This window comes from Mycolicibacterium xanthum (assembly GCF_019710635.1).
GTDB classification, from domain to species: Bacteria; Actinomycetota; Actinomycetes; order Mycobacteriales; family Mycobacteriaceae; genus Mycobacterium; species Mycobacterium xanthum.
The window spans coordinates 133,548-147,706 of sequence record NZ_JAIFZS010000029.1; the positions used below are offsets into that span (position 1 = coordinate 133,548).

Annotated in this window: 11 protein-coding genes; 8 read left to right on the plus strand and 3 right to left on the minus strand. The window is 66.3% G+C overall.

Features of this window, described 5'->3' with window-relative positions:
* The 7 genes from JDV09_RS13460 to JDV09_RS13490 all read left to right on the plus strand — a co-directional run bounded on the left by JDV09_RS13460 (nucleotide 1) and on the right by JDV09_RS13490 (nucleotide 10,606).
* On the plus strand, nucleotides 1-1,230 hold the full coding sequence (locus tag JDV09_RS13460; RefSeq protein ID WP_221369634.1) for a polysaccharide pyruvyl transferase family protein: 1,230 nt from the start codon (nucleotides 1-3) through the stop codon (nucleotides 1,228-1,230).
* Between the two features lie 359 nt (nucleotides 1,231-1,589).
* Nucleotides 1,590-4,469: a hypothetical protein gene (locus JDV09_RS13465; protein ID WP_221369635.1), complete on the plus strand. Its 2,880-nt coding sequence runs from the start codon at nucleotides 1,590-1,592 to the stop codon at nucleotides 4,467-4,469.
* 638 nt (nucleotides 4,470-5,107) lie between these two features.
* The gene (locus tag JDV09_RS13470) at nucleotides 5,108-5,458 is read left to right on the plus strand and encodes an MBL fold metallo-hydrolase (protein WP_221369636.1); all 351 of its coding nucleotides are present in this window, start codon (nucleotides 5,108-5,110) and stop codon (nucleotides 5,456-5,458) included.
* Between the two features lie 383 nt (nucleotides 5,459-5,841).
* Entirely contained in the window at nucleotides 5,842-7,014 is a 1,173-nt protein-coding gene (locus tag JDV09_RS13475; RefSeq protein ID WP_308124120.1) for a GlnX family signal transduction membrane protein, read from the plus strand.
* Nucleotides 7,014-7,952: a glutamate ABC transporter substrate-binding protein gene (locus JDV09_RS13480; protein ID WP_221369638.1), complete on the plus strand. Its 939-nt coding sequence runs from the start codon at nucleotides 7,014-7,016 to the stop codon at nucleotides 7,950-7,952. The genes JDV09_RS13475 and JDV09_RS13480 overlap by 1 nt, the downstream gene beginning before the upstream one ends.
* A 1-nt stretch (nucleotide 7,953) precedes the next feature.
* Nucleotides 7,954-9,948, plus strand: a complete 1,995-nt coding sequence (locus JDV09_RS13485) for a serine/threonine-protein kinase (protein ID WP_221369639.1) — start codon at nucleotides 7,954-7,956, stop codon at nucleotides 9,946-9,948.
* A gap of 112 nt (nucleotides 9,949-10,060) precedes the next feature.
* Nucleotides 10,061-10,606: a class I SAM-dependent methyltransferase gene (locus JDV09_RS13490; protein WP_255605299.1), complete on the plus strand. Its 546-nt coding sequence runs from the start codon at nucleotides 10,061-10,063 to the stop codon at nucleotides 10,604-10,606.
* 114 nt (nucleotides 10,607-10,720) lie between these two features.
* Here JDV09_RS13490 and groL read toward each other — a convergent pair whose 3' ends face one another.
* From groL to JDV09_RS13505, 3 genes are all read right to left on the minus strand, one after another.
* Nucleotides 10,721-12,346, minus strand: a complete 1,626-nt coding sequence (groL, locus tag JDV09_RS13495) for a chaperonin GroEL (protein WP_221369641.1) — start codon at nucleotides 12,344-12,346, stop codon at nucleotides 10,721-10,723.
* 89 nt (nucleotides 12,347-12,435) lie between these two features.
* The gene (gene groES, locus JDV09_RS13500; RefSeq protein ID WP_048630140.1) at nucleotides 12,436-12,738 is read right to left on the minus strand and encodes a co-chaperone GroES; all 303 of its coding nucleotides are present in this window, start codon (nucleotides 12,736-12,738) and stop codon (nucleotides 12,436-12,438) included.
* 259 nt (nucleotides 12,739-12,997) lie between these two features.
* Nucleotides 12,998-13,300 (minus strand): hypothetical protein, encoded by a 303-nt coding sequence (locus JDV09_RS13505; RefSeq protein WP_221369642.1) that lies wholly within the window; start codon nucleotides 13,298-13,300, stop codon nucleotides 12,998-13,000.
* A gap of 192 nt (nucleotides 13,301-13,492) precedes the next feature.
* On the opposite strand from JDV09_RS13505, the gene JDV09_RS13510 reads away from it, so the two are divergent.
* Nucleotides 13,493-14,159, plus strand: a 667-nt coding sequence (locus JDV09_RS13510; RefSeq protein WP_221369643.1) for a DUF222 domain-containing protein, incomplete at its 3' end; no start/stop codon positions are given.

Sequence of the window (14,159 nt, forward strand, 5' to 3'; positions counted from 1 at the left end):
ATGACCGCCACGCACAAAGCTGCCGGGTCAACGACCGCCGACCTCGCCCGCACGCAGCACCGGCGACGAAGCGTCCTCTTCCTGGGAACCCATGGCCAGTCCAACGTGGGCGACGAGCTGCTTCTCGACACCTTCCTCACCGAACTCGGTTCGGACAACAGGTATTCGGTCAATTCCTATGACCCGCAGGTCACTACCGCACAGCTGTCCGACCGTTTCGATGTCACGGTGTTCGACACCGGCAGCGACCGCGTCGGGCTGCTCCGCAACCTGTGGCACTGCGACGTCGTCGTGTTCGGCGGTGGAAACATCCTCAAGGAGCTCTACAGATCGGTGGGCCGATGGAGGTATGCGACGCTCACCATGGTCCTCGGGGTGGTGTCGCTGGCCCGCCTGATGGGAAAGCCCGTCCTGATGGCCAACGTCGGGATCGGACCGGTGGAATCCGCGCCCGGCAGGTTGTTGGTGCGGGCGATCCTGCGACTGGTCTGGCTGATCTCGGTGCGCGACGCGGGTTCCCATCGATTCGCCCTGTCCGTCGGTTGCCCGGCGCACAAGCTGCGGCTCGTGCCCGATGCCGTGTGGGTACGCGAACCGGATTGGCTTCGCAGCCCACTCGATTCGGCGGGAGGCAGGAACGGATCGCCGCTGCGCGTCGCCGTCAATCTGAACAAAGACGTCGACGTCGCCGACGAGTGGGATCAGTTCCTGGATCGGCTCGTCGCCGCGCTGAGCGAGGTCGCCGGCGCGCGCGACGTCGAGTTCCACGCACTGCCCATGCAGTGCGGCTTCAAGCGCGGAACCGACCTCGAGGTGCTGCAGGAGGTGTTCGGACGCCTCGACGCTCCGACGCATATTCATGCGCCAGCCGATCACCAGGAGGTCGCCGCGATCGTCGCCGGTTGCGACCTCGTGGTGAGCGAGCGCCTGCACGCCATCATCCTGTCGGTCGTGATGGGATGCCCCGTGGTCGCACTCCCGTACGACGTCAAAGTGCGTGAGCTCGCCGCCCAACTCGGAATGGAGGACCGGTCCTTCGACGTCTCCGCCGACCTCGACGCCGGCGCCCTGGCCGCGGCGATCCTGCGCGCGGTCAACCCCCTTGAGTCGGAGCGTGACCGGATGGCTTCGGTCGCGGCCGCCAAGCGCCACGAGTCCGCTGCCGGATTCGCGGCCGTGCGCTCCTGGGTCGCGGCCCCCGCACGAACATGGGATCTGCTCAGCGCGTGACGACCGACGCCGAGTCCTCCGGAGGCGCCGCGCCCGCCGGGACTCGGCATGTGCAGAATGGTCCCGCCGGACGTCACCGCGCACTCTTCGGCGCAGATCGATACGCCCACCAGCGGGTCGCCCTGGTGGTCTGTGCTCTGTACTTCGTCGCCAGCTTCGTGGTCTTCCGCGACGTGGCACTCGCGATCCCGGACATCCTCGCCGGCACGCGGGTGCTCGTCGGCGACGAGCTGGTTCCGTTCTTCAACCCCAGCAGCCAGTTGTTCGAGCAGGCGTTGGGCGAATTCAACGAACTGACCAACGGATACGAGTTCCGGGTCAGGTACTCGTTCCTCACGACATGGCTGCGGTACTACACGGTGCTGCCGTTCGCCATCTTGCTCGTGCTACCAACCATCGTCAGCGCCGCCTACCTGACCACAGCGTGGTTCATCCGACGGGCTTTCCCCTCCCTGTCCGCGACCGCCGTATACCTCGCGACCGGCGCACCCACCGCCGTGATCTACATGATCATGATTTACGCCAAGGTCACCCACTTCTACACGTTGGTGCTGGGCCTGTGCCTCATGACGATCAGCGCCTTCCTGATGCTCGACGCGATGCTGTTCAGGGACTCGCGCTGGGGCCGCCGGATGATCGCTGCTTGCCTTGTGACACTGCTCAATCCGGCCGTTCACTACCTGGTTCTCTTCGCCCTGTTCCTCGGGCTGGCCGTGCTGACGCTCGTCCTCGGTGAGACGGCCAAGTTCGTCCGCTCCGGCAACGTCAGGAGGTGCTGGGCGTCGGTTCGGGTGCCGGTGCACGCCCGCCGTACCCAGCTCGGCGAATTTCTCCGATCCGACAAACGATACGCCAGACTCCGATCGCTGCTGGTGAAGCTGAACACCACGACGACCATGAAGTGTGGCTGGTCGCTCGCCGCGCTGGTGGTGTTCGCGCTGATTCCCTATGCCCTGTTCGTGAAGTTCGTCGCGCTGCGGGGGGTGGCCGACCTCTCCGAGACCGTGCCCGGTGACTACTATTTCATCCGCGACGCGTCGGTCTCGCTGGTTCACATCCTGTCCTGGGACCTGGCCGGGATCATGGACAAGATCAACTTCGGCGATTACCTCGCCAAGGTCCCCCGGGTTTCGAACATCGTCTACACGGCTTTGATCCTCGTCCCGATCGCGGTGCCCGCGGTGCGCCGGACGTTGCTGGCCGGCCGACCGCAGCGCCAGCTCTTCGGTGTCATCTACGTCAACGTGACGTTCGCGGTGTGGGCCACCGTCGGCTATGGCGACCCGACCTGGTTTCCGACGTTCCACCGTTCCATTGCCGCGCTGACCCGTTCGGTGGCGGAGGTCAACGCCACCGCCGGCGACATCACCCTCTCGCTTGCGTCCACTGTCGTACAGGTTCTGCGCTTCCCTCACCGTTTCCAGTTGATCCTGTTCATGCTGGGACCACTGTTGCTCGCACTCCCCATCGCGTGGGCCCTCGGGGCACTCGGCCGGAGACTTCAGGCACGTACCAGGAGGCGCAGCACGTCTGTCGTAAAACTTGGGAAGCAACGGAAGCGGCGATCTGCCCGGGGCTCGGCTATGGTGCCGGTGGCGCTCACTCTCGTACTGAGCCTTCTCCTTTTTGCGCCGCTACTGTCCAACGCGACGTACCGCTCGGCATATGGCAGCGGCGACTTCGACGACTTTCTGTCGGCCTACCCCCTACAGGACCTCGGGGACCTCAAGGACCAGCTGGAGAAGCTGCCGAAGGGCAAGACCGTCGTGTTACCACCGACGGAGACGGCCAAGCTGGTCGTCGGTCCAGACCAGGTCCCGCACAAATTCATCGACAAGTTCTACATCTACTACCTGGACCAGCCGAGCTTCTACTACGGCCTGACCGGCGACAAGAAGAACAAGTTCGAATTCTTCCTGCTACTGAGAGCCTTGTATTACAAACAGGATTGGTGGGTCGATATCGCCCGCGACATGGGCTTGGAATACCTCGTACTCAACAAGCAGATCGAGAACAACCGGGGCGTCGGCGCGGAGTACCTACCGGACATCGAGAGCTATCTGAGAGAGGGCCTCGAAGCGGTTCCACAGCAGGTGAAGCGGCTCTACGAAAACGACAGTTTCGTGCTGTACAGACTGAGCGATCCCGCACCGCCGGACCGGCCGGTGCTGCTCTTCGACACGTCCTGGAACGGGTTCCTCAACACCGTCTTCGACCGGCTCGATCTGAGTCGATGCTATGACTTCCAGTACATTTCGGACTTCGCCGGTACCGCGGGCGGGCAACCGATCAACCTCATCACCGCAAACCCGGAGGAGGCCGCGCTGGATATCTGGTCGGTGGACCACCCCAAGAGCTTCTTCGCGCCGACTCCGACTGGCAACGCATTCAACTCCGACGTCGTCACCTCGGCCTACTATCTCTCGCCCATGTTTCGACTCTTTCTGATGTTCTCCTTCACCAAGTTCAACCGCACAGAGATGGTCACCCCGGGCATCTTCGGCACCCTGTCCGGCTCCTTCACCGGATTGCCCAGGGCTACCCGCGTCAAGATTCCCGTTCGTGTCCCCGAGGCGGGCCGCTATCGGGTGCTGATGCGCGTCGCCGCGACCGCCAACGACGTCACCGTGACGTCGAAGTCCCTGGGCCTGGACCGGAGCCTCGAGATGCGTTCGCCACCCGATGCCCTCCAGTTCTTTGGCAAGGACGTCGTCTACGACCCCAATCGCGTACCCACATCCGTGTCGGAGCTGTCGATTCCGCAGTTGCAGAAGCTCGTTCCCGACGAGCTCATCCCGGTGAATCTCCGCTACGCATACCAGGACCTAGGGGTGGTGGCGGCCGACGCGGGCTCCTACGCCGTAGCGATCGACAAGCACGACGACAACCCCATGCTCCTCGAGGGTCTGCTGCTGGTTCCGGAAGACGAGTACCGGGACAGGAGTCTGCCGACATCGGTGCATGTGGTCGAGAACGCCAATGACCTCGGCTGTTCCGAGAGGTCGGAGGTCCGGTCTGGAATCATCGAGTCGGCAGATCCCGTCGGGGGCAGGGTGAACGAGGGGCCGACCTTCGAACAACTCCTGGAGCTCCTCGGCGGCATGGACGACCTCAAGACCGCCGAGCCCGGCGGCATCGGTGGCCGCTGGCTGCACCTTGCGGCGACGATTCTGCTGGTGCTCGGTGCCGTCGCGATCGTCCGCCGACACATCCGGCGCGACCCGGACGCCGATCGGTGAGCGAAGCGTGTGGCGTTTCGCTCGGGTTGCTTCTGTCCATGCCCGTGAGCGCCGGAACAGCGCGGGGCCGCTACTCCAGCCAGGGCCCAGGCCGGTGCCCTATCGGATGTTGCACCCGGTGCCGGCGTTGTGGCAATGGTCGCCGCTACGGCATGGTCCGCAACCGCACGGGCAACTGATGACGGCGCGCGGACGCGGGCCCGGCGGGGGCACCGGGTTCCGGTACCCGTCGTGATCGCGTCGGGGCCTGCCTGGCCGGTTGGGTCGTCCCACCATGGCTCCTTCTCCTTCGGTTCCGTCGCCCGGGAAGCAACCTCGCGCCAGACGGCCGGGCGGTATGCCTCAACGATGGCACAAACCGGTGACCAGCATCCGGGTATCGAGCGACTATCCGTAGGAGTCGACCGACCCACCGCAGGCCGGAAACGGTCATTCCCTGACGAGAGCACCCCCGGCACAACAGGGGGTGCTTCATCGTTCAGGATCAGTGATGGTGATGCCCGTAGCCGTGGCCATGACCGTCGTCTTCGGGCTCCTCCGGCTTGTCGACGACCGCGGTTTCTATTGCCTGCGAATGCGGGCATTCTGCTCGGCATGCGTTGGCAAAGCCCGTCAACCGTGCACGGCAATCGCAGACGATGGCAGGACGACCGCGTTGGACGTCGTACGGATTGGGCAAGGCGATCTTCTACTCTCACCACCATGCCGATCACTACAGCGGCACCACCGCGATCGTGGACCCGGAGGATGTCACGGCGGGGAGGGCCGACATCTATGCCTGGCGGAACTTCGCACCCGAGCGGGAGAACGAGTTCGGTGAGCTGATCGCCCGGCAGAGCATGGGCGCGGGGCACTACGGCGGGGCTTTCCTGCCGCCCGAGGAGAGGCACCACCACGGCATCGGCTGCCTGCCGACCGGCGGTACCGCCGGGTTCATCCCGCCGACCAAGCTGCTTTCCGAGGACACCACGCTGACCACCGAGTACTGATCGTCGACGACGGACTGGCACCCGACTGTGAGGCGGTCGTCGAAGCGGGCGTCGATGAACTGCGGCCGGGCGGGCAACCTCGCACAGTCTCCGGCGAGCAGACGACATGGCCCACCCTGGCCGCGCTGCTCGACACCGAACCGACACCGTTCCGGATGCACATGCGGTAGGCCGATCACCGTCAAGCACATGCTCAACGTGCACCCGATGGGCTACCGTGCGAACTACCTACGACGAGGTGGTGTCGGGTGGAAAGCCGTGAGCTGGCGCGCCAGCGGACCTGCACGCTCGACGAGTCACTGCTCGTCGATCCGGAGGAATCAGAACGGCCCGTCGTCGACTTCCTCAGAGCCACGCCGGGCCGGATAGCGACGTTGGCCATCGTGCTGGTCGCGGCTCTGCTCGCTCTCGGCTTGATCGCGTCGAAGGCCGTTTCCGACCAGCGGGAGGGGCTGGAGACCCTCCACTCGCGCACCGAACCGCTGGCCGACGCAGCACAGCGGATCTTCGGAGCCTTGTCGTTGGCCAACACGACCGCGGCCGACGCATTCCTGGTCGGCGGCGTCGAAGCGCACGACGTCCGCGATCGTTACGACGCCGCGATCGGGCAGGCGTCCGCTGGTCTGGTCACCGCCTCTAACGGCGTGTCGCCCAACGATATCCATTCGCTGACACTGCTCACCGACCTGTCCAACCAATTGGCGGTGTACACCGGAGTAGTGGCCACCGCACGCGCCAACAACCGTGCCGACAGCCCGGTCGGTGTCGCCTACCTGAGCGAATCGTCGGCGTTGATGCGGCACTCCATCCTGCCGAGCGCCGAGCGGTTGTACCGGACGCAGGCGGACGCCGTCATCGCGGCGGAACGCCCCGCGGGATCGACACGGGCTCTGATCGCGGCGGCTGTGCTCGTCCTTGTCATGTTGCTGGTCGGGCAAGCGTTGCTGGCCCGAAGCAGTCATCGTCGGCTCAGCCCCGGCCTGGTGCTGGCGTCGGTATTGACTGCAGGCCTCGCGGTGTGGCTGACCGTGGCCGGGCTGGCCTCGGCGTACGCTGCGGCCGGCGCACGGACGGAGGGAAGTGAGCCGCTGGACATCGCGGTGACCGCGCGGATTCTCGCCCAGCAGGCCCGCGCGGACGAAATTCTCGGACTGCTCGAACGGGGCTCCGACCCTTACTCCGACATCAAATTCGGTGGACGGACGGCACAGATCGGGTGGCTGCTCGACGAGCATCCGGTTGCCGGAGCCGGCGATGCGCTGCGCGGCTGGATACGTTCCCATCAGGAGATCGCCGACAAGCTGGCCACCGGCGACTATTCCGGCGCCGTGGCTATCGCGCAAGGTGGCGGGCGCGAGTACTCGACCGCCCAGTTCACCAGGCTGGACGCCGCGTTGGAGCAGGACATCGCGCGGCTGCGCGAACGGCAGCGCGACGGCATCGCACGCGCCCATACGGCGCTGAACGCCCTTCCGGCGGGCGCCGCGGCTGTCAGTGTGTTCGCGGCAATTGCAGTTGTCGCCGGTATCGCCCCGCGACTGAGCGAGTACCACTGATGCGCGCCAACGCGCTGCTCTTGCTGTCGGCGACCCTGGTGGCCGCCTGTACCACCGTCCAACCGCTGGTCGAGGTGTCCCCCTCACTGACCACGCTTCCGACGCCCAGCGGCGCCACGGTCGCGCCGAGGTTGGCCGGAGCGGCGGCCGAGAACTGCGACGCCACGGCCAGTCTGCGCCCGTCCACCGAAGCCGGCCCGACTGTGGAGGCGATCCGGCGGCGAGGCCGGCTGATCGTCGGCCTGGATCAGAACACCAACCTGTTCAGCTTTCGGGATCCCGTGTCCGCAGATTTGCACGGTTTCGATGTGGATATCGCCCGCGAGATCGCCCGGGACGTGGTCGGCGACCCGGACAAAGTCGAGTACCGGCTGCTGACGTCGGCGGAGCGTATTGACGCGCTGACGAGCGAGAACGTCGACATCGTCGTCAACGCAATGACCATCACCTGCGCTCGCGCCGAGGAGATCGCGTTTTCCACCGTGTACTTCGAGGCGGACCAACGGCTGTTGGTGCCGAAGAATTCGCCGGTGCAGGGCCCGGACGACCTGGCCGGAATGACCGTGTGCGCGCAGGTGGACACCACCTCGCTTGCCACCGTCGGCCGGGTCGCGCCGGCGGCGACCCTCCTCGGCGTGCAGAACATGGACGACTGCCTGGTCGCCCTTCAGCAGGGTCAGGCGGACGCCGCCAGCACCGACGACGCGATCCTGGCCGGCATGGCCGTACAGGATCCCAACCTGCACATCGTCGGCCCGAGCCTGGAGGCTGAACCATACGGCGTCGGCGTCAACAAATCTCAGGAGGATCTGGTCCGCACCGTCAACGCCAGCCTGGAACGTATCCGACGGGACGGGACGTGGCTGGCGCTGCACCGGAAATGGCTCAGCGTGCTCGGCCCGGCGCCTGATCCACCGGAACCGAAGTACCGGGATTGACATGGCTCGAGACGAGGGCACGCGCGCCGTCCTGGTGACCCCATCTGAGCCGGTCAAGATCGAGGCCACGCGGCCACGGCTGCGCACCGGAGCGCGCCGTATCGGCGATGGCCTGGTGGAGGTTCCGGTTCGGCAGGACATCGAGCCGGTCAGCGCGATCCTCACCAATCCGGTTCTGCCCGAATCGAAACGGGACTGCAGCAGCTGCGGGCTTCCAGTCGGGCGCGGTGTCGACGGCCGGCCCGGGCCCAGCGAAGGTGTGTGCCCGCACTGTGGCACGCTGTTCTCGTTCTCGCCACAACTGGAGACCGGTGAACTGGTCGCCGGGCAGTACGAGGTTCAGGGCTGCATCGCCCACGGCGGCGTCGGCTGGGTGTATTTGGCGATCGACCGCAACGTGAGTGATCGATGGGTGGTGCTCAAGGGTCTGCTTCACCCGGGTGCACAACAGGCGCAGGCGATCGCCATCGCCGAACGTCAATTCCTGGCCATGGTGAACCATCCCGGCATCGTCAAGATCTACAACTTCGTCGAACACCCCGGGTTCGACGGCCGCCCGATCGGCTACATCGTGATGGAGTACGTCGGCGGCACCACGCTGGAGGCCATTCTGGCCCAGCAGCAAGAGGCGACGCCCGCCGGCGAACCCAAGCCGATGATGCCGGTCGAACAGGCACTCGGCTATGTGCTCGAGGTGATGCCGGCGCTGTCCTACCTGCACTCGCTGAGCCTGGTGTACAACGACCTCAAGCCGGAGAACATCATGGTGACCGAGGACAATGTCGAGTTGATCGACATGGGCGCGGTATCGGGCATCGGAGACTTCGGATACATCTATGGCACCAAGGGATTTCAGGCGCCTGAGATCGTCCGCACCGGCCCTGCGGTGGCGACCGACATCTACACGATCGCCCGAACGCTGGCCAAACTGACGGTCGACCTGCCCAACGACCGCTTCGCCGAGACCCTGCCGGGCCCCGGCGATGTGCCACTGTTCCAGCGCTACGAGTCGTTCCACCGGCTGCTGGAACGGGCGACGAACCCTCTTCCAGCGCAGCGATTTTCATCCGTCGACGAGATGGCGACCCAGTGCAAGGGGGTGCTGCGCGAAATCCTCGCCGAGCAGACGGGTGTGCCGCATCCAGGGCCGTCAGCCCTGTTCAGCACGCCACGCCACACGTTCGGAGCCGATCTGGTGCTGCAGCGCACCGATGTGTTCGTCGACGGTCGCCGGCACGATGTTCGACTGAGCGCGGGCAGCGTCGCCCGCGCATTGCCCGCACCGTCTGCGACCGAGGATCCGGAATGCGATTGGCGGATGGACTGGGACGACGGGATTACCGCGCTGGAGTCCGGGGTTCCCCGGGCCGCACTGGCATGCTTCCAGCGGGTGGTGGCCGCGCTACCCGGGGAAGCCGCACCGAAGCTGGCGTCGGCCGCGGCGGCCGAGCTGATGCTCGAGGCCGGTGACCTACCGGACGCCGAAAAATTGCACAGGTCGGCCGAGCGCTGCTACCGAACGCTGTGGCGCACCGACCACTCCATGGTGAGTGCGGCGTTCGGCCTGGCCCGCCAACTCGCTGACCGTGATGATCGAGCCGGCGCGATCGCGGTGCTCGACCAGGTTCCGTTGACCTCCCGCCACTACGCCGAGGCCCAGCTGACGTCGGTGGTCATCCTGCTCGCGGGGATACCGGTCGACGACATCACCGAGGCCGACCTGCGCGATGCGGCGCAGCGCGTCGGGCAGTTGGCCGAGACCGAGCCGCGTGCGCTGCAGATGCGCGCACTCGTGCTCGGCACCGCGCTCGACTGGTTGCGGTCCGGCGCCCGGCCCGACGCGGCACCGATCTTCGGCCACCCGTTCGACCAGCAGGGCTTGCGCGCGGGCACCGAGGAGGCCCTGCGGGAGCTGGCGCGGCATGCGCCGCGGCGGCGCCATCGCTACACCCTGGTCGATCTGGCGAATTCGATCAGGCCGCCGAGTTGGCTATGAGCCGATACAGCCGCCAGCACAAGGAGGCTGACCGTCCGTGACGTCGAATGATGTGCGATCCGTCCGTTGGAAACGCTACTGGGACAAACATTCACAGTCCTACGACCGGCAGATGGCACTCTTCGACCGCCACCTGTTCGGAGACTCCCGCATGTGGGCCTGCGGTCGGGCGACCGGCGAGGTGCTGGAAGTCGCCGTCGGAACGGGACTCAATTTGGAGGCCTACCCGCCAAGCGTCACGCTGACCGGCATCGACTGGAGCGACGCGATGCTCGACATCGCTCGCAGACGTGCAGCCGAGCTGGGCCGCGAAGTCACGCTGCGACAGGCGGATGCGCACAAACTTCCGTTCGACGAGGCCTCATTCGACACCGTCGTCTGCACCTTCGGGCTGTGCGCGATTCCGGACCACACCAAGGCGATCGGCGAAATGGTGCGGGTGTTGCGCCCCGGCGGAAAGCTCATCCTCGTCGACCACATCGAAAGCAGCTCTCGGCTGGCGCGCGGTGCGCAGCGCTTCCTGGAGGTCTTCACCGTTCCCCTCGGAGGTGAGCACTTCCTACGCCGCCCCTCCGTACACGTGCGAGCCGCCGGCTTCGACGTCGAGCAGGCCGAGCGATTCAAGCTGGGGCTGGTCGAACGCCTCGTCGCACGCTAACCCATTGCCACCGAGGAATGGTGACGACGAAGCACCCGCACCAGCATCAGGAAGCTCGGCCGCACGAGAACACCCCCGGCCCAACAGGACCGGGGGTGTTTCGTCGAACGTCACTCAGTGATGGTGATGGCCGTGGCCGTGGCCATGACCGTCATCCTCGACCTCTTCCGGCTTGTCGACGACCGCGGTCTCGGTGGTGAGGACCATCCGGGCCACCGAAGCGGCATTGACCACCGCAGAACGGGTCACCTTCACCGGGTCGATGACACCGTCGGCGATCAAGTCGCCGTAAACCAGCGTCGCGGCGTTGAAGCCGTGACCGGCGGGCAGCTCGGAGACCTTGTTCACCACGACCGAACCGTCGAGTCCGGCGTTGGTGGCGATCCAGTACAGCGGCGAGGACAGCGCCGACGTGAACACGTCGACACCGAGCGCCTCGTCACCGGAAAGCGACTCGCGCAGCTTGGCCAGGCCGGCACGCGCCTGCACCAGGGCCGCACCGCCACCGACGACGATGCCCTCCTCGACGGCCGCCTTGGCCGCAGCCACCGCATCCTCGACCGCTTCCTTGCGCTTCTTCAGATCGGTCTCGGTGGCAGCTCCGACCCGCAGGACGGCGACGCCGCCGGCGAGCTTGGCCAGCCGCTCCTCGAGCTTCTCGCGATCCCAGTCCGAATCGGAGGCCTCGATCTCGGCACGCAGCTGCGACTTGCGGCCCTCGATGGCTTCGTGGGTACCCCCGCCGTCGACGATCACGGTGCTGTCCTTGTCGACCACCACGCGGCGCGCGGTGCCGAGCACGTCCAGTCCGGCCTCACGCAGCACCAGGCCGACGTCGGGGTTGACGACCTGACCACCGGTGACGACCGCGAGATCGTCGAGGAACGCCTTGCGTCGGTCGCCGAAGAACGGTGCCTTGACCGCGACGGCCTTGAGCGTCTTGCGGATCGCGTTGACGACCAGCGTCGAGAGCGCTTCGCCCTCAATGTCTTCGGCGACGATCAGCAGCGGCTTACCGGCCTCGGCGACCTTCTCCAGCAGCGGGAGCAGGTCGGGAAGCGAGCTGATCTTCTCGCGGTGCAGCAGCACCAGCGCGTCCTCGAGAACCGCTTCCTGCGAATCGAAGTCGGTGACGAAGTACGCCGAGATGAAGCCCTTGTCGAAGCCGACGCCCTCGGTGACCTCGAGCTCGGTGTTCAGCGTGGAGGACTCCTCGACCGTGACGACGCCGTCGGTGCCGACCTTGGTCATGGCCTCGCCCACCAGTTCGCCGACCTGCTCGTCACGCGACGACACGGTGGCCACCTGCGCGATGGCCTTCTTGTCGTTCACCGGGGTGGCGGCGGCCAGCAGGGCCTCGGACACCGCGTCGGCGGCCTTGCCGATACCCGAACCGAGTGCGATCGGGTTGGCGCCGGCGGCCACGTTACGCAGGCCGGCCTTGACCATGGCCTGGGCCAGCACGGTCGCGGTGGTGGTGCCGTCGCCGGCGACGTCGTTGGTCTTGGTCGCCACCGACTTCACCAGCTGGGCACCGAGGTTCTCGAACGGATCCTCGAGGTCGACGTCACGGGCGATGGTCACACCGTCGTTGGTGACGGTCGGTCCGCCGAAGGCCTTGGCCAGCACGACCATGCGCCCACGCGGACCAAGGGTCACCTTGACCGCGTCGGCGAGCTTGTCGACGCCCGCCTCCATGGCGCGACGCGCGGTTTCGTTGAACTCAATTTGCTTACTCATAAATGTCTTTCCCTAGAGACGGGTATGACGCGCGCCGCCCCGGACATCACCCGCATATGCGGGAACGTCCGGGGCGGAACACGATTCGCTTACTTGGAGACGACAGCGAGAACGTCGCGCGCCGACAGGATCAGGTACTCCTCGTTGTTGTACTTGATCTCGGTGCCGCCGTACTTGCTGTAGATGACCACGTCGCCCTCCGACACATCCAGAGGAATCCGCTTCTCGCCATCCTCATCCCAGCGGCCGGGGCCAACTGCGACGACGGTGCCTTCCTGCGGCTTCTCCTTGGCGGTGTCGGGGATGACCAGACCGGAAGCGGTCGTGGTCTCGGCCTCATTGGCCTGTACGAGGATCTTGTCCTCGAGTGGCTTGATGTTAACGCTCGCCACGATTGGAGCCCCTTCACTGATGTAGGTGTGTGTATTCGGTCGCCGGATCCTGCCCTCGCGCCGTCGTCGCGGGTGCCGACACGGGGGTGACCCGGCTGCCATCTAGCACTCTATACATGCGAGTGCTAGCACTCAAGGGTGGGTCGGTGCCCAATGCGTGAACGAGGGGCATATCCGTGGTGGATATGCCCCTCGTTCGCCCTGGGCTTAGTGAACGCTGCTCGATTGCCCGCTCAGCGGACGCTGCTCGATTGCCCGCTCAGCGGACGTCGACGTAGTAGACCTTGCCGGTGATGACGTTCTGCCGGATGGAGTCGCCGTCGGCGCTCCAGACCTCATCGCGGATGTCGGGGCCGGGCTGGACGCCGACCACGGTGGCCTGCGACAGCGGGGCGTCGGAGAGCCGGTTGACGATGACCCGGTTGCCCTGGTCCTCGAGCTGGCTGATGGTGGCATCGGCGTTGCCTCCGGCGCTGGGGGCGGCGGCGGCCGGGGCGGCCAGGCCCAGGACGGCTCCGGTCAGGGCGGCGGCTGTGGCGGTGGCGATGGTGATGTTCTTCATTTCGGTGCTCTTCCCTTGTCGGGTCGGAGCCGTGGAGCGAATCACGCGGTTTCGACTTCGTTTGGCGATCTTGTCCGATCTGACTGGTTAAACCCGCAGCTCACCGGCATCATTTCCGTTGGCAGAAATTGACCGACCGCTGGCAGAAACCACGCGCCCATCGTGTCGTACCCCCGATCTATACTCGAACACGTGTTCGATGGTTCACTTCCCGGTCCGGCCGAGTTGGCCGCTGCGTCCGACGCCGAGCTGATCGACGCACTCACCGGCTGGGCCCGCGCCGCGGCCGCCGCCGAGGCCCGCAAACTGGCCGCCGCCGCCGAACTTCTCCACCGCCGCCAGGCCGAAGAAGACAACCCCCGGCGGGCCTGCGACGCCGTCGACGGCGCGGCCGCCGAGATCGCCGCCGCCCTGACCCTGCGCCACGGCCGCGCCCTGACCCAACTCGACCTCGCGGTCACCCTGCGCGACCGCCTCCCCAAAGTCGGCGCGGCGTTCCTGGCCGGCCAACTGAGCACCACGATGATCACCACCATCCACTTCCGCACCGAACTGGTCGAAGACCCACACGCCCTGGCCGCACTCGACACCGCACTGGCCGACCGCGCCGCCGCCTGGGGCCCCCTGTCGCAATACAAACTCGACCAAGCCATCGACATCTGGGTCGAACGCCACGACCCCGACGCCGTACGCCGCACCCGCGACAACATCCGCGGCCGCTACCTGAGCATCGGCAAACGCGACGACGCCACCGCCACCACCACCGTGCACGGCCGCCTCACCGGCCCCGACGCCGCCCTGCTCAACACCCGCATCGCCGCCATGATCCACGCCGTATGCCCCGACGACCCCCGCACCC

What these genes read in the sequence shown, in the direction of transcription:
- JDV09_RS13460 (WP_221369634.1), top strand. Translation starts at nt 1, where the DNA reads ATGACCGCCACGCACAAAGCTGCCGGGTCAACGACCGCCGACCTCGCC.
- JDV09_RS13470 (WP_221369636.1), top strand. Translation starts at nt 5,108, where the DNA reads ATGGCAGGACGACCGCGTTGGACGTCGTACGGATTGGGCAAGGCGATC.
- JDV09_RS13480 (WP_221369638.1), top strand. Translation starts at nt 7,014, where the DNA reads ATGCGCGCCAACGCGCTGCTCTTGCTGTCGGCGACCCTGGTGGCCGCC.
- JDV09_RS13485 (WP_221369639.1), top strand. Translation starts at nt 7,954, where the DNA reads ATGGCTCGAGACGAGGGCACGCGCGCCGTCCTGGTGACCCCATCTGAG.
- JDV09_RS13490 (WP_255605299.1), top strand. Translation starts at nt 10,061, where the DNA reads ATGGCACTCTTCGACCGCCACCTGTTCGGAGACTCCCGCATGTGGGCC.
- groL (WP_221369641.1), bottom strand. Translation starts at nt 12,346, where the DNA reads ATGAGTAAGCAAATTGAGTTCAACGAAACCGCGCGTCGCGCCATGGAG.
- JDV09_RS13505 (WP_221369642.1), bottom strand. Translation starts at nt 13,300, where the DNA reads ATGAAGAACATCACCATCGCCACCGCCACAGCCGCCGCCCTGACCGGA.